This is a genomic window from Cupriavidus phytohabitans, from assembly GCF_017815025.1.
Classification (GTDB): Bacteria; Pseudomonadota; Gammaproteobacteria; order Burkholderiales; family Burkholderiaceae; genus Cupriavidus.
The window spans coordinates 1-15,493 of sequence record NZ_JAGIQB010000033.1; the positions used below are offsets into that span (position 1 = coordinate 1).

Annotated in this window: 13 protein-coding genes; 6 read left to right on the top strand and 7 right to left on the bottom strand. The window is 57.7% G+C overall.

The annotated features are described in order from the left end of the window. Window positions 1-1,081: 1,081 nt before the first annotated feature. Both J8I34_RS21625 and J8I34_RS21630 read left to right on the top strand, forming a co-directional pair. Window positions 1,082-1,525: a GNAT family N-acetyltransferase gene (locus J8I34_RS21625; protein WP_209806967.1), complete on the top strand. Its 444-nt coding sequence runs from the start codon at window positions 1,082-1,084 to the stop codon at window positions 1,523-1,525. A 271-nt stretch (window positions 1,526-1,796) separates the two neighbouring features. Continuing rightward, window positions 1,797-3,539 (top strand): SNIPE associated domain-containing protein, encoded by a 1,743-nt coding sequence (locus tag J8I34_RS21630; RefSeq protein WP_245176057.1) that lies wholly within the window; start codon window positions 1,797-1,799, stop codon window positions 3,537-3,539. Between the two features lie 514 nt (window positions 3,540-4,053). On the opposite strand, the gene J8I34_RS21635 is transcribed toward J8I34_RS21630, so the two are convergent. Beyond that, on the bottom strand, window positions 4,054-4,494 hold the full coding sequence (locus tag J8I34_RS21635; RefSeq protein ID WP_209806968.1) for a GNAT family N-acetyltransferase: 441 nt from the start codon (window positions 4,492-4,494) through the stop codon (window positions 4,054-4,056). Window positions 4,495-4,924: 430 nt separating this feature from the next. On the opposite strand from J8I34_RS21635, the gene J8I34_RS21640 reads away from it, so the two are divergent. The 4 genes from J8I34_RS21640 (at window position 4,925) to J8I34_RS21655 (ending at window position 6,887) form a co-directional block, all read left to right on the top strand. Continuing rightward, the gene (locus tag J8I34_RS21640; protein WP_209806969.1) at window positions 4,925-5,365 is read left to right on the top strand and encodes an Hsp20/alpha crystallin family protein; all 441 of its coding nucleotides are present in this window, start codon (window positions 4,925-4,927) and stop codon (window positions 5,363-5,365) included. Window positions 5,366-5,381: 16 nt separating this feature from the next. Beyond that, the gene (locus tag J8I34_RS21645) at window positions 5,382-5,789 is read left to right on the top strand and encodes an Hsp20/alpha crystallin family protein (protein ID WP_209806970.1); all 408 of its coding nucleotides are present in this window, start codon (window positions 5,382-5,384) and stop codon (window positions 5,787-5,789) included. A 107-nt stretch (window positions 5,790-5,896) separates the two neighbouring features. After that, window positions 5,897-6,463 carry an Hsp20/alpha crystallin family protein gene (locus tag J8I34_RS21650; RefSeq protein ID WP_209806971.1) on the top strand — a complete coding sequence of 189 codons (567 nt, stop codon included), beginning with the start codon at window positions 5,897-5,899 and terminating at the stop codon, window positions 6,461-6,463. A 40-nt stretch (window positions 6,464-6,503) separates the two neighbouring features. After that, window positions 6,504-6,887, top strand: a complete 384-nt coding sequence (locus J8I34_RS21655; protein ID WP_209806972.1) for a hypothetical protein — start codon at window positions 6,504-6,506, stop codon at window positions 6,885-6,887. Between the two features lie 1,592 nt (window positions 6,888-8,479). Here the strand turns inward: J8I34_RS21655 and J8I34_RS21660 are convergent. The 6 genes from J8I34_RS21660 to J8I34_RS21685 form a co-directional block, all read right to left on the bottom strand. Further along, the gene (locus J8I34_RS21660) at window positions 8,480-9,175 is read right to left on the bottom strand and encodes a type IV toxin-antitoxin system AbiEi family antitoxin (RefSeq protein ID WP_245176058.1); all 696 of its coding nucleotides are present in this window, start codon (window positions 9,173-9,175) and stop codon (window positions 8,480-8,482) included. Window positions 9,176-9,593: 418 nt separating this feature from the next. Next, complete coding sequence (locus J8I34_RS21665; RefSeq protein ID WP_209806974.1) at window positions 9,594-10,301, bottom strand: haloacid dehalogenase type II; 708 nt, start codon at window positions 10,299-10,301, stop codon at window positions 9,594-9,596. 4 nt (window positions 10,302-10,305) lie between these two features. Continuing rightward, complete coding sequence (locus J8I34_RS21670; RefSeq protein WP_209806975.1) at window positions 10,306-11,646, bottom strand: MFS transporter; 1,341 nt, start codon at window positions 11,644-11,646, stop codon at window positions 10,306-10,308. Between the two features lie 184 nt (window positions 11,647-11,830). Beyond that, window positions 11,831-12,709 (bottom strand): NAD(P)-dependent oxidoreductase, encoded by an 879-nt coding sequence (locus J8I34_RS21675; protein ID WP_209806976.1) that lies wholly within the window; start codon window positions 12,707-12,709, stop codon window positions 11,831-11,833. Window positions 12,710-12,813: 104 nt separating this feature from the next. Beyond that, entirely contained in the window at window positions 12,814-14,193 is a 1,380-nt protein-coding gene (oiaK, locus tag J8I34_RS21680) for a 3-oxo-isoapionate kinase OiaK (RefSeq protein ID WP_209806977.1), read from the bottom strand. Continuing rightward, window positions 14,190-15,434, bottom strand: a complete 1,245-nt coding sequence (locus tag J8I34_RS21685; RefSeq protein WP_209806978.1) for a ribulose-bisphosphate carboxylase large subunit family protein — start codon at window positions 15,432-15,434, stop codon at window positions 14,190-14,192. The genes oiaK and J8I34_RS21685 overlap by 4 nt, the downstream gene beginning before the upstream one ends. Window positions 15,435-15,493: the final 59 nt, after the last annotated feature.

Below are 15,493 nucleotides of genomic sequence, written 5' to 3' on the forward strand. Positions count from 1 at the left end.
GAAAAATAGCGAGCCCTTCAGCCTTGTAGAGGCAAGCTTCGCTTTTTGCGCGGCTAGTACTTCAGCAGCCTGCTAAGAGGCGATATTTTTACTGCTCCTTTTTATCGGTTTTGGAGGTCCGTAGTGATGGGACGGCGCGCAAAGAAGCTTCGTCGGCTCAGCCGTTGCGGGTTCGGCGGCCACTAGCCTGGCACCGGCCCTCGAAAGTAGCGCTGTGCGCTCGCTGTTTCCAGGTTGGCGGAAGACCACCAAATGCATTCGTGTCATCCATCTTCACGCCCTGCCGGAATTGTCTGGCAGGGTGGTAAATGGGGACTGGCAGCGAGCCGCTCGGCACGACGGGCGCTGCACCGAGATGGTGGCCGACCTTGAGCTGCGCCGAACACGACGATAGAACTCCTGTGATTCGACACCGGTGTGCAATTCCAGGACAGCCCGTTTCCGACTTGCCGGCGGCTTGCGCAGCTGCGAGCATCGGCGTCAACTGTCGCTGCAGAGAGCTGAGGGGTCTCTCTCCAACCTGAGGCCCAGAGCTTTGACGTGTAGCTGCGCTCGCAGTGCTTACTCAGACGGGTAGGGATGCGAGCTTAGTTTCTGCGTTACTCGTGCGACACGCTGGATAATGAAATCAATCTCATTCTCAGTGAAGTCCCCATACTCGTACGCATCTCGCGCCTCGTTCAAGTAGGCCTCCCGTACGTATTCAGGTAGGCCCAAAGGCCAGGACAGAAGTGATTGTGCATGCCACTTCAGCCAGCGTTGTCTCCATGAGTTGCAAGCTTCGTTCACGGCTTTCCCCTACCCGCTCTGCTCTTGTCAGCACCGCTCACACCCGTAAGAGCGGTGCGTTTGAGCTTGAAAAAGCATCATACCGTGATTAAATTTGCCGCAGGCATGCGAGCCTTGCCCCCTTGGGGGGATGGCATGAACCCAACTCCATGCCAAAGAATCGCTGGCGGGGTGTTCCCTCGTAGAGTCCCGCGGGATTGCCCACAAGCCAGTTGATGAACTGGTATGTCGCATTGCAACATTCGTTCTCTAGACTGCTTGCTCTTGGGACAGTTGAGGTACCTGAAGAAAGATGCAAAAAGACTTGCGAATCCGAGCTGCAAACTTTGCCGACAAGCAGGCCGTCTCCGACGTGTTCCAGAATTGTGGTTTGCCGAGCAGCGATGTAGACCACTCGACTCGGCTTTACCATCTCGCGGTACATGGTGACGTAGTAATTGGCTGTGCCTGTGGTGAGCAATATGGCCGGACTATTGTGGTCCAGTCCGTTGCTGTGCTCCCTGAGTACAGGGAACAGCAGGTTGCCATGAATCTCGTTGGGGCTCTTCTGATTCGTGCCAGTTCCAACGGATGCACGAAGGCGGTATTGCTCACTGCTGATAATCCTACATTCTTCACTCGCTATGGATTCATACCCCCATCCCCGGATGACATGCCGCAGGAGGTGTCGATGTCGAAGGAATTTCTGCGACGCTTTGCGGCCAGGACTCATAGCCTGTGTAGTCGCTTAGAGTGACAGGCAACGATTGCGGAAAGGCGCCGTGGAGACCGCGCGTTCGCTGGCAGCGTCGGCGATTTTCGCTAACCCCTGTCTGGGTTCCTCAATTGCCGCATCTGGGACAGCTAACCGTCTGCTTGAGTCCGGCGAGCGCCGGTCAGGTTTCGCGCACCAGGTCCCTCTAAGGTGGGGTGTGAACACGAGGTGGTGCGAGCCACCCTCCGGTTAATATTCTCCCGCTGCTGGCACGGTACGTCGCCTGCGCAGATATAACATATAGGGAGAGAGTATGGAGCTGTTCGTCGTATTGTTGCTAGGTGCCGTCATGTTTCTGGCTTGGCAAGCCAAGAAGCTCGAGGCCTCTGTCAAGCAGTCAAAGACAGCACATGACGACGTGAGTCGCCGTTTTGAGGAGTTGCGTCTTGCAAAGGAGCAACTCGATTTGCAGAACGCAGAGGTCATCAACCGGCTCACCGAACGAGCCGAGGCGGCTGAACGCGAACGAGACTCCCTAGCGGCATTCTCCCACGTTCGTGATACGGCAGCGGAAGCCGAGCGACTCATCGCTGACGCGGCAGCCAAGGTCTCAGTGGCGAATCAGCAAGCTGCTGATGCCATAGAGAAAGCGAGACTCGAGGCATCAAGTCTTCTGTCGGATGCGGCCACCGACGCGAAGTCCAAACGTACTCAGTCCGAGCAGATGTTAGCCAGAGCGAGCGCGCAAGCCGCCAAAGTCATTGAGGACGCTCAAAGGCGCGCGCAAGAGGTGGCGGGCGACGCGATGCGGGCAGTCCAGGAGGCAGACAAGCTGGAAGCCATCAGCGTTGCCATGCGCAACGTTATCGAGGGCTACGGCGACCAGTACATGATTCCAAGTCATAGCCTTCTCGACGAGCTGGCGGAAGAATACTCCTTCACAGAGGCAGGAAAGCGACTGAAGGTTGTACGCGAGTATTCGAAGGTTATGGTATCGCAAGGGCGCGCTGCAGCTTGCGACTATGTCGAGAATAATCGGCGAGTTACGGCTATCCGGTTTGTGGTGGATGCGTTCAACGGCAAAGTCGATTCCATTCTTTCCCGCGTGAAGGTCGACAACTTTGGCATCTTGCAACAGGAAATCAAGGATGCAGCTGCACTCGTGGACCACAATGGCACGGCGTTTCGCAATGCGCGAATTCTGAAGGAGTATATCGATGCGCGCATTGACGAGCTCGTTTGGGCGGTGCGAGCGATAGAGCTTCGAGAGAAGGAGAGGGAAGAGCAGCGCCGGATTCGCGAGCAGATGCGTGAAGAGGAGCGCGCTCGCCGCGAATACGAGCGAGCCATCCGAGACGCGGAGAAGGAGGAGGCTCTCCTTCGCAAGGCGATGGAGAAGGCGCAGCAACAGGTGGCACGCGCTTCAGACGAGCAACGTGCCCAATTCGAGCAGCAACTGGCGGAGCTTGCCCAGAAGCTCCAAGATGCCGAAGACAAGAATCAGCGTGCTCTTTCTATGGCACAGCAGACCAAGGCCGGCCATGTGTACGTCATTTCGAACGTCGGGTCATTTGGTGAGCACGTCTACAAGGTTGGCATGACGCGCCGTCTCGACCCGCACGACCGTGTGCGGGAACTTGGAGACGCCAGCGTGCCATTCGCTTTCGATGTGCACGCGATGATTTGGTCCGATAACGCTCCAGCACTAGAGACCCTGCTGCACCGCAAGTTTGTGGAGGCACAGGTGAATAAGATTAACCCCCGCAAAGAATTCTTTCGTGTTGGAATCGCCGACCTGAGACAGACGGTTGAGGAGTTGGGCTTGCAGGTCGCCTGGACCATGTCAGCTGCGGCTGCAGAATACCGTGAGACACAGGCTATTGAACGGCAGCTCCAGGCTGACCCGGTCATGCGCGACAAGTGGTTCCGTCAGCAACTGGCGTACGAGGCGGGCTTGGCATCGGAGAGCGAAGCTGGTGTTGAAGAGGTCGCCAACATGGACGTGGCGAGAAATGCCAGCGCGGTGGCGGACGAGGCGGAAGCGTCCGCGGTCTAGAAGGATGCGGCGGAGCCCTCTCCTTGCACATCAGGCGGCTCCGTCGAGGATGCCAGCTGTCTATGCCAACTTGTACGTCCCTGGAAAGACGACAGGGGAGGACGTGATGGTCTACCTCATCGATGTTCAGGTGACCTACATCGAGGACGATATCGGAGTTGATTTCCATTAGCAGGCTGGAGGATTCGACCGAGCGTTTGTCGTTAGCCAGGAGGCCTTGGTGGACCACTTTGGTCTGACGTTGAGAGGTCTCAAATGCGGCGCTCCTACAGGCATTTGCCAGCGGGTGGGAGCTATCCGGAGCGCTGCCGCGAGAAATTGCCATGTTCCGACCGGCTCGCGCATCGTCCTAGAGAGCCAGGAATTTTAACGCCCCGCCGCGGCTCGAATATTCGGTGCCAGCCGGCCCACCCACGATTTCTGTGCCGTGTTCGTCGGCCGGCGCGTTTGGCTCTTATTCAGCTTGGCGAGGCCCTCCGTCCTCCGGCAAAGCAGGTCTCTCGCATCTGTATGCCTACAGATGACGGCACATGTAGTGAGAGCGTGCGCCGAATCGACGGAGAAAATCTATTGACAACTGCATCTCTCGAATGACGTCATCGGTCGGAGTCAATGAGAAGCCGTATCGAGCGAAGAAGGTTGGGTTTACGTCAGTCAGAACGGTGGCCTTCGTACAGCCATTGGCACGCGCTCTTGTCAAAAGCACACTCACGAGATGAGTGGCAAGTCGGTGCCCGCGATAGTCGGGCAAGACAGCAACCGTGTGGACTACAAAGGTGCGAGACCGTTGTTCGCCACAAGCGCAACCAACAATACTGTTCTCGACAAATGCTACGTGAATGAACGGTGGAGCCTCGGCGGACTCAGGAAGCGACAGTCCGCACCGCGTCAAGAGCTGGCTCACTGCCTCCAAGTCCTCCGCATTCGCAGCTCGGAGTCTGGCATTTCTTATCATTCTGCTTCTCACGTCATGGCACCTCGCCACAACTATCGTCGCCCCTCTGCGACACTCCGTGAGCAAGTACACCGAAAAAACAAAACTATGCACGGAAGAAATCCCTGGCGCTATCACCCAAGCGAGCTATGCCCCCGAAGCGCGCCTGCCATAACGTGCAGCGTCATTCACATAGAAGCGATTTGATACAAAAGGATGCTGCGTCAAGTCGGGCGGTATCACCAACGAGGTCCCAAAGGGGGCCGGAGGCCAGTCTGATTGAGTGCTCTATTATCCTCTTGAAATTGGGCCGGCTGCTTACTATTTTATTTCTGCTCAAAGCAGTCGCGACATCGCGCTGCGTGTTTCTGTTTGTTTGCGGCCAGCATGGCAGGCGAATGGGAGCGCGTAAGCCCCTTCGCCTCCTTGCAGTTTGAAGGAGGATACGACCATGAGTGACGCAGTTTTTGGAGCCGACCTCTTCAGCGAACTGGACAGCCTGCAAAGGCAGATGGCGGGCCTATTCGGCGGCTTCCCTTCCAGCATTCGTTCCGGGCGCTTTGGTGCGTTTCCACCGGTCAACATAGGCTCGACGGATGACTCCATCGAAATCGTTGCATTCGCGCCAGGCCTGAAGCCAGAAGACCTGGAGGTCTCTATAGATAAGGGGCTGTTGACTATCGGTGGGGAACGCGGCGCTACATTCGGGGACGACTCTCCTGATAGTAGGCGGTATGCCCGCGAACGGTTCGTTGGAGCGTTCAGGCGTGTCATTGAGCTGCCACAAAGCTGCGACCCTGACAAAGTTCAGGCACGCTATGCGAATGGCTGCCTTTCGATTAGCGTCGGTAAACGCGAAGCCTCGAAGCCTCGCGCGATTGCAGTCGAGTAAACCCAAGGAGACTGCCATGTCCGAGATGACTCAAGTCGTTGAGCACCCTCAAAGCGCTGTGGCATCACCTCAGGAAGATAAGGCGGCGCGGAACCTCATGGTGCTCCCGCCAGTAGACATTGTTGAGGACGCCAATGGAGTCACCCTGTGGGCAGACCTGCCAGGTGTGCCTCGCGACAAGTTAGACGTCAGCGTCCATGACGGCAATCTGCGCATTGAAGCGGAAGCAGTGGTGCCAATGCCTGCTGGCCTTCGCGTGCAACACGCGGAAATCCGGCAGCCCCATTTCGCTCGCGCCTTCTCGCTGAGCCCGGACCTCGATGCGACCAAGATTGAGGCGAATCTGCAGGATGGCGTACTGAGGCTGACGATTCCGCGCCGCGAGGAAGCGCGTCCGCGACGCATCGCCATCAACGTCGGCTGAGCTCAGCTGTTATTTGCCAAGGCGGAACGTGTCATGCCGCTTAGCCTCCGGCGTCGGCACTGGCGCGTTCTCCGTTGACCTGTTTCCTCGTCTGTTGGGAGAGCGACATGAAAACGGAACTCGGTAAGTGGAATCCTTTCAAGTTCTTGAGGAAGACGACGGAGGATAAGTCGCCCGCGGACAATCCCTCGAGCGGCGTTTCAACGAGACATAGGGGGCCGGAGTGGCATGACGTCTCGCGATTCTTCGGCGGCGACCCGTGGCGTGCGATGGGCGACTTCCTGCACGAACCGTTTGCCAACTTCGGTGGTCTGGATAGATGGTTTGGCGACTTCAGCTCATCACGTTTCCAACCCCGGATTGATGTTGTTGATGATGGTGCTGCATTGCGTGTTACCGTTGAATTGCCAGGTCTTGACCGAGAGGATGTGCAGACCACCATCGAGGATGGTGCACTGGTGCTAAGAGGCGAGAAGCGACAGGACGTTCAATCCGAGGAGAATGGTTGTTATCGGCTCGAGCGTTCATATGGCGCCTTCATGCGTAGTGTTCCTTTGCCGGACGGACTTGACCTGGACCGTGTCGATGCCAAGTTTGAACGGGGTGTCTTGAGCCTACGCTTTCCAAAGACCGGCTCGCCGACGCCTGCAGCTCAGAAAATTGAAATCAAATGATGCTCCGCGAAAATGGTGTGTTTGCTAGAGGAGATGGCTGATGGAGTTCGATTCCGACTGGGTAACTCTCGGCATGCACCGCGTGCGACTCAGGTGCGTTCGCGGCTTCCCGACAGATAAAACACGAAGTGTCGCCGAGCTGGCCAAGATTGCCATAGAAAACAATCTCAGTGCCGCAGCGCGCTTAGTAGAGGTGCTGGCTGAGCGTGAAAAGACTTACACGATTAGCGTTGGCACAACCTTTGCGAAGGATAAGGATGCTGCTCCTCAACTTGAGGTCGCGTTGGCCACCATGTTTGGGCTCAAATCGGACCAGCTCAACGTCGAGGTTGTGGTCGTCAGTCAAGCAGAGGTCGACCTGCACTTCGGCGTCTATGAGCGAATGCTGGCCGAAAAGCTCGGAATAGTGCCGCCTATTCAGTGAGCGCCACATCCGGAGCAGACATGCCAAGGCATGGCATGTCTGTGCTCCGGCTATCGAACCCTTGATGGTGCTCCAGAAGTTCGGCTTCGGGCGAGTTGGTTCATTTGCACCGTGAGGTTGCAAACCAGTTCGTCGCCTTATGGGGGCTTCTTCGATTGTGCCGGGAGACAATCGGGATACGGTTTCACATGTTCATCCAGCAGTGCCACGCGCTACGAGGCTCCAAGCACTATCTTCCCGAGGAACGAGCCTCGATTTGCGGCGTACCCGTTTCTGCGGGCTTTGGCGCAAGCAACATTCCCGCCCATCGAGTTCCCCGCACATGTCTTAGGAAAGACCTGAGCGAACTGTAGGGGCGCCGCAGTTAGCGCCGCAGGCTTTGATGTTGCGGGCGGCAGCTTGGGGGGGCGGCCAGCTCGGCAGTGCTTACTGTGATGTGTGGCGGCAGTCTCGCAGCGGGCGGCGCAGGTATGACGCCACCTTCCCGGTCCGTCAACAAGATGACGCCAATCCGGTCACGGAATGCGCAACGGCCCTGGAACAGCAGCAGGAGGGTCCACGAGCCCGTCACTGCCGTAGGAGTTGGGCTGTTGGGCCGAAGCGGTTCTGCGACTTGCGATTGCGGGTTAGAACCTGACCTGCGCGCCATCGCACTCCAGTTCGACAATCGGCACTACACAGAAAGCAGGATGCTCGTTCTGTATGCCTTGTAGAAGGCCGCGACGTAGTTTGCCGGGAGCCCCCTGCTGATAGGACGAACGACCAGGCTCCATCGTGGCTCGCATCGTGAGGCGACAGCATATGACCGGGCAAACCAGATATAAAGAACCAGCCGGGATGTGAGGCTCTAGGCGGGCCATGACTTCGTGCCGTCTGATGCTGTCAGCGACTCGAGCTAAGACCAGCACCCGCCTGAGCGATGCTTCCTTGGCTGCCTCCCTGCCGTGCGGGCTCGGCACTAGTCCTGACGAACATCCATATGGCGCCGGCGGAGTGCGAACTCGCATGCGGCTCACCATGACCTCCACCCACGCCTTGTTTGACCCCCACCCACGTTTTACTTGACCTGCACCCACAATTTGCTTGACCCATACCCACGGTTATTGGGTATCCACGTCGAAAACTGACGGTGCTCAAGGCCGTTTTTGCTAGCGGGCGCGCTTGTAATCTAGTAATCCGTAATCTACGTAATCACAACCCGCAGCACTGAGTCTTCCCGTCGCTACGTCAGCCCGCCATCCAAAGCGCGACTTTGGAATATGCGATACCGTCTGGACGTAAGCCCCAGGTTTCCGTGGAAAACAGCAATAGGGCTATGACAGCAGCTTACACCCACACGAGACCAGACGAGATGCGCGCCGCCATATCGCCGGCCCTGGCTGCCCACGTCGTCTTTGCTGAATCGTCTCCTACCAGCTGTAGTGACTATCCGTGAGCACGCTCTCCGGAACATGTTCGGGCTAAGTTCCCACGACTGAGAGCCAAGCTTGTGTTCTGGCAGCCAGGGTCTAGTGTCAAAGCGGCTGCGATGCTCATGGCTGTGGACCAAGCATTCGTGATTATTTTCCCAGAGCTAAAGCCGGCGCGGTAGCTCATCGGGAGTTGTCGACCAGCGGCTGGAAAATGATTGTTCGCGTATCCCTCAAGACGCTTAGTAGCTGCGCCTGGTCGTCGCTATACTGAATCAGCCATTTTCTGTCGACACGCATTTTCACCCCGTTGGGACCCTGCTGTGGTTCCAATGGTTGGACGGTACGTCGTTGTCGTCGCTGCAGCAACCAAGTTTCGACAGATGCTGCCAGTAGTTCGTATCCGAGTCTATCGAGAATGAAGGACAGACGCTGCGCAGCGGAACTTTGTCCAAGCGCTCGCAAGGCATCTCTGAGTCCTGTTGACGTCATTTCCGCAGCTAGGTCACAGACGACGCGCGCCACTACTTCTAAGCCACCATAGGTGGTTTGGTGGCGAATTAGGTCAAGGACCGTGGCTTCCCGCGTGCTCACCCGAAACGGAGCGGCAGAGCTACGTTCAAGTACGACCGGTGTGTTGCCAATGGTCTTTTTTACGATAAAGTCGACATGAAACTTGCCGATACTCAGCGTCCTGCGCGGCCTACTTACGATGACCTGCGCGTGGTGGCCTTCGTAATGGTATGAGCCCCAGAAGCGAGCGGCGGAAAGTAGCGCTAAGTAGTAGCTTGGCTCTTGCTCCCCCATCAGGTCGTTGAGCCACCAATCCACCGGCGGAGCGCCATAGCTGCCATGCTCCGGTGGAATGATTAGCCACATCGACGGCCGTCTTTGCGCTATCACGATTTCGCCGCTCCTTGCCAAACGAAGCAGGGCCACTCGGGACGCGGCACTTCCTGGCTCACGACCAGTGCGTAAGGCGAACTCCCGCTCCTTGAACACGTACCGCGAACCACCTCTAACTGAGCTGAGCATCTCTCTGGTCCGCTTCGCAGTGGCGGGTGGGTGAGACTTGGCGGCGTTACCCACGGGACTGGCAGCCGTGTAAGCAGTGGTCCATGTGTCGGCTCTCGTCTAGTTTTTCAAATGACTCTGCACCGGAATCACGTTCAAAGATGCCCGCTGCAAGCCAAATCGGTGGGGCTCGAATAAAAGCGCCCGCCAATTGGCGGGCACGATTCAATCCGGAGAAGCCTGATTGCAAGGGTATCGGACCGCCAGCGGGCGGTTCGCTGTCCTAACATCCGAGCTTGTCAGCGAGCTCTTCAAGGCTGTTGGCGCAGACGTCCCAATCGGCTTCCGGTTCCAGGTCAATCTTCTGCCCAGGACCGTGCTCGGTGGGGCGCGTGACGAACATGGTTCGCAGACCGCAGTCCCGTGCTGCGAGCAAGTCGTCATTGTGGGCTGCGACGAGTGCGACTTCCTGAGGCTCCAGTGCGAGGACCTTAGCCGTCTCGATGTAGGATGCAGGCTCCGGCTTATAGGCGCGCGATACATCTGCCCCCAGAATCGCATCCCATGGGAGTCCGCCCCACTTTGCGAGCCCCACCATCAGTGCGATGTTGCCGTTAGACAGGGTTCCAATAATGAACTTGCTCTTCAGTCGGTGCAGGCCTGGAACCGAATCAGGCCAGGGTTGCAGGCGACGCCACGCGTGATTCAGGTGCTGCCGCTTTTCCTCGGATACGTTTTGGATGTCCCAAGCCTTCAGCACTTTGTCGAGATTCTCACGGTGGAGGTCGTCGAGTCGCGTGTACGGCCGCTCTCCGCTGCGGCAAGCCTGCATGGCCGGCTGGTAGAGATTGCGCCAGTCGTCCGCGAACTTGTAGCCATCACCAGAGATGCCGTGTTGCCCAAAGAACGCTTCGGCTTCCTTCGCGATGCTGGTTCTCCAATCGACCACCGTGCCGAAGACATCGAACACCAGGGCTTTGATTTCTTGCATCTCCTTACTCCGTTGGTTTATTGCTCGTGGTCAGGTTCGCAGGAACTTTGTAGATGAGTACCGCTGCGATAACCCAAAGCGTTGACAAGATATACAGTGCAGTATTCGGACTCTTGGTCAGGTCGCGGAGATATCCCACCATATAGGGCGCGACGAAGCCGGCAGTCACCCCAAGGGAGTTGATGAGGGCGATTCCAGCCGCGGCTGCCGCACCTTTGAACATGGCGGTCGGCAACGTCCAGAAGAGAGGAAGAATCGCCATGACTGCGGCCGTCGCGAGGGTGAGAGCGAAGAGAAGCCTGGCGGTATCGTTTTGCCACGTTACACAGAGCAGGAAGCCTGCAGCGCCCATCATGCAAAGACAAATCATATGCATCCGCCGCTCACCATGCTTGTCCGAGTGCCGGCCCATGAGCATCATCGTAGGAATAGCAGCAGCGTAGGGAATTGCAGACAGCAGGCCCACGAGCAACGGGCTCTTGATACCCGATTCGTTCACCAGCGTGGGCATCCAGAAAAACACGCCGTACATTGCCATCACGATGAGGAAGAGAATCGAACTCAGATGCCAGGTGCGCAGGTTCTTGAAGGCGCTTCCTGCGGACGTCGGCGCTGCGTGGTACTGCTCCATTTCAAGCGCTTGATGCAATGCAGCCTTTTCATCAGCGGTAAGCCATTTTGCGTTATCGATTCGGTCATCGAGATACATGAAAACGACTGCACCGAGCAGAACTGCAGGTAGGCCCTCCAAGAGAAACATCCACTGCCAACCGGTAAGGGGGGGCGTGTCGGCCATTGCGGTCATGATGTAGCCAGAAACCGGACCACCAAAGACACCGGACAGCGGAGCTGCAAGGTAAAAGATGGCCAGAATGGCACCACGCCGGGACGACGGATACCAGTGCATCAGGTAATAGATGATGCCGGGGAAGAAGCCAGCCTCAGCGACGCCAAGCAAGAAGCGCAGAACGTAGAAGGTGGTCGGAGAGTTCACGAACAGCATTGCCGCCGAAAGCAAGCCCCAAGTGACGAGGATTCGGGCAATCCATTTCCGCGCGCCAAGCCGGTGAAGTATGAGGTTGCTCGGTACTTCGGCCAGCACGTAGCCGAGGAAAAAAATTCCGGCACCCAGACCATAGACGGTATCGCTGAATTTCAAGTCCGCAGCCATTTGCAACTTGGCGAAGCCGACGTTCACTCGGTCCAGATAAGCAAACGCGTAGCAGAGGACCAACAAGGGCAGAAGCCGCCAAGTCACCTTCTTGTAGACGCTTGCGAGCTCCGAATGCGATGCAAGGGCAGTATCGCGCCCTGCGGCGGTAACCGCCTGGACTGTCTGGGACATAGTCTCCATCCTTTGCCTCTGAGGGCAGATTGGTGTAATGGTATAATCAGTACATCATTAGCAAAGGCTAACGCAACGGGGTTGATTAGCCTGCTAGGGAATCCCCTAGTTCGAGCTCGGCCACAGAGGACTTTCAGAGAACCTGTGGACCTTCAGTTAAGGGGATAGCGAACGGGGACGGCGGTTAGGCCTGTCCCGCCCGGCGCGCCGCAGCCCGTGATAGGGCCGCCCAGTCCATGTCTCCCTCCCCATGCGCAAGGCTGTCGATATGGGCGTCTCGCAGAACGCTTGCCATGAGCAGCGGGACGTTGACCTCTTCGGCGGCGCTCATGGCGAGCTTCACGTCCTTGAGACCGAGCGCAAGCTTGAAGCCAGGTGGCTCAAAGCTTTCTCGCGCGATTGCATGACCATAGTTGCGATAGGCTGGCGCATCGAACACGGTGCTTGTTATGAGCTCCATGAAGTCAATTTTCGACACACCATAGCCAGCCGCGAGTGTGACTGCCTCGCCCATTGTCGCGATGGCGCTTCCAATCATGAAATTAGCAGCCAGCTTTGCCACGTTTGCCTGTTCGGGCCTCTCGCCGAAGTGCCAAATGCGCTGGCCCATCACTTCGAACAGTGGCTTGATAGTTAGCAACACATCAGCAGCGCCGGCGGCTAGGATGTTCAACTGACCCGCTTCGGCAGCATTGACCCTGCCGAGCACCGGCGCCGCAACGTAGTGCCCGTAGTGCTCCCGATGCAGCTGGGTTAGCTCGCGAGCAAGCGCGACCGACACCGTCCCCATGTTGATATGAATTGCCCCCTGGACCAATTCCGCGATGGCGCCTGAGTCGACGATAGCCGACCTAGTCGTCGCATCGTCCGGGAGCATCGTAATCACGACGTCTGCGCCGCGGACTGCAACGGAAGGAGTGGTCGCGGGCAGGCCTCCGACAGCTACGAGGCGATTGAGTTGCTCGATGGACCTATCAAAGCCTGTCACTTGGTAGCCGGCTTTGACCAGGTTGATTGCCATAGGAAGGCCCATCGTACCAAGGCCAAAGAATGCGATTTTCATTAGTGTCTCCGTTGCCCCCACTGCGTCGCCGATGTCGACGGCGTGGCCAGGGCCCTTTGGTGGAAAGTCAGCGCTCTTCGTTCATGCTGTTGGTCTGAGCCAACTCAGGAACCCGCGAGGACGCTTCCGAAAAACTGCTCGTTACCCATCTGACCGCCCTTCAGCACAATCTCCAGGCCATCACGCTGCGGTGATTCGGACCAGGCTTGGCATAACGGGGCGCCAGGTGTGAGTGGCGCTTTAACCGTTAGCGCTGTGATGTCCAGAGCGCTGGCGACGTCGCCGGAGCTATCACCGCCGGCAACTGCCACGCGGCGCAGCTTGGTGCGGTTGGTCGCATCCAGAACACGACGCATGCTTTGAGCAAGCGCATCGCTGACGCGATTGGCCGCTTCCAGACGAGCGAGTCCTGCTTGACTGGCCATCTCGCTGAACTGCAGTACTGCCGGGTCGTCTGGCCCCCTGGCGCTATAGATGATGGGGCTGACATTGATGGACAAGGCATGAATTGCAGCCGCCGACACACGCTCTATCTCTTGCTTCGCGCGGGTTTTATCCAACACCTTCTGCACTTCAAGTCTGATTGTGGCGAAGCCGTTCTTCTCCGCCCATTCCAGTTGCTTTGCGGTGACGGGGGAGCAACTCCCACTGACGCCAGCAATAACAGGCACCGGCCGGGCCTTCTCCAACTTGTGTTCGCTTGGAATCCAACCTCGGCTACGCCAATACGCAGTCAGCGCGTACTGCAGTCCGGATGACGACGCTGTGAAGATGCCTTTGCCTCGACCTTCCCAAACCAATTCACCGGCCGCCCGCGAAGTAGATTCGTCCACTACGTCGATGAAGACGGCGGGCGCGGTCTGACCATCGCGAGATGTACGGGGCACTGCCTTGCCCGATGTCAGTTGGACCAGGTCAACCAAATCAATCGGACGCTGCGTCTGCTGGGCGAGGTGCACTCTAAGGTCTGACTCTGCCATCGGGGTGACGGGATGCCGCGACATGGTCGGATGTCGGTCCAAGCGATGGCATTGCCCATCCACGGCAGCGAACAGATTCCCAAACGCCTGGTAACGCTTCAGTTGCGGAACTCCGACGACGATGGGTATCCATGCTCCGTCCACTGTCGCTGCACCCAAATCGATTGCCTTCCCTATTGAACCGACAGCGGGGGAGGAGTCGAACGTCGAACAAACTTTGTATTGCAGAATAGGCGCACCGAGCTTTTGCAAGCTATCGAAGGCCTGAGTAAGCTCTGCCTCCATCCATGCAGGCTCTTTGCCACGAGACGCCCCGGCAAGCCCAACACACCGAACGCTGGGGAACCGCGCGAGCATTTCAGGAGTCGGGCTCTGGAAGAACAGCATGGTTGGAATACCGGCGACAGTCATGGCCTCCATGGCATCTGTCGAGCCCGTAAAGTCGTCGCCGTAGTAGGCGAGCAGCAGCCCCGGTGGAAGCTGGGAAGACGCCGCGGATGTCATTTCCAGAACTCCAGAGCCTGGCGCAAGACAGCGGAACCTCGAGCTTGCTGAGCCAAGGGCGTACCGTTCATGGCCGCTGACCAAGCTTCGCGCAGAGCTTGCACGCCAGGTGCGACACCGCCTGGATGCCCAAAAATGCCTCCGCCAACTGTGTGAATCAGGTCAGCGCAGCCCAGCGCGGCGAACGTGTCGGCGGCCTGCAGGCCTGTCTGACCTGAACTGAACACAGGCATTGCAGGCATCGGTGCTTCAGGCATGACAGGCGCCAAGACAGATTTGGCAGCAGCGATTACGCTTTCATCGGGCTCGCTGAATTTATTCCGCAACCCATTGACATGAAGATGGTCTGCTCCAGCGAGGCGCCAGATTTTTTGCCACGGCGCGTACTCCCAACCCAAAACTGGGCTGCGCGTCAGATAGCCCCAGCCTGCACGGTGAGCATGAATGGGTAGTTGCGAATGCTTGCGCAGTTCGTGTAGCCCAATGATGCCCACAGAGTTTAAGCACACCATGACGCACGTTCCGCCTTGCGCGAGGACATGGTCGTGTCTCCGCTTCATCTGGTCGAGGTCGCCAGTGAGATTGAACGCAACCATGGCTTTTCGGCCGGTTCGGTCGGCAGCTTTGTTAATGACGCGCATGACGGCTGACACGCGCTCGTCAAAGGGGCAATAGCTGCCATCGCCCTGCAATTCATCATCCTTGATGAAATCGATGCCGCCGTCGACGAGCAGTTCCACCTGCTGAGCGGTTTCCTTAACCGACAAGCCAACGCTGGGCTTGATGATGGTGCCAATAAGGGGGCCGTCAGAGACACTAGCCAGCTCGCGCGTGCCTTTGATACCGAAGGCCGGGCCCGGATAGGCTTGTGCGAATTCAGGCGGCAGCTGCAAGTCGAGAATTCGAAGGCCCGAAACCTGCTTAAGCTCAAACAGGTTGCCTGCGATGGTCGACATGAGATTGGGCAAAGAAGCACCCAGGTTTTCGAGTGGCCATGAGATTGTTAGCCGGCAACGTCGGTATTGGTCGCCCTTCATGCCGCCCGGTAGGCTCGGCGAAGACACGCTCTCCAGTACCTCGATACTTTCGACTCGTGCTCCCGAGCGTTCTTTTAGTTCAGCAGTTTCCGTGGGCAATGCCACAAAGGTTCCACTGGACTGCTCTCCAGCAATGGCTTCGGCCGCCCGCTTTGGGTCGTCTGCGGTTTCCAGCCAATAGGTGGCGTAGATGCGATTGCCCACGTTGACTCCTATAAATTTGGGGGGCTGTCAGGGGACTGACAGCGCTCGGAAATTGCGAG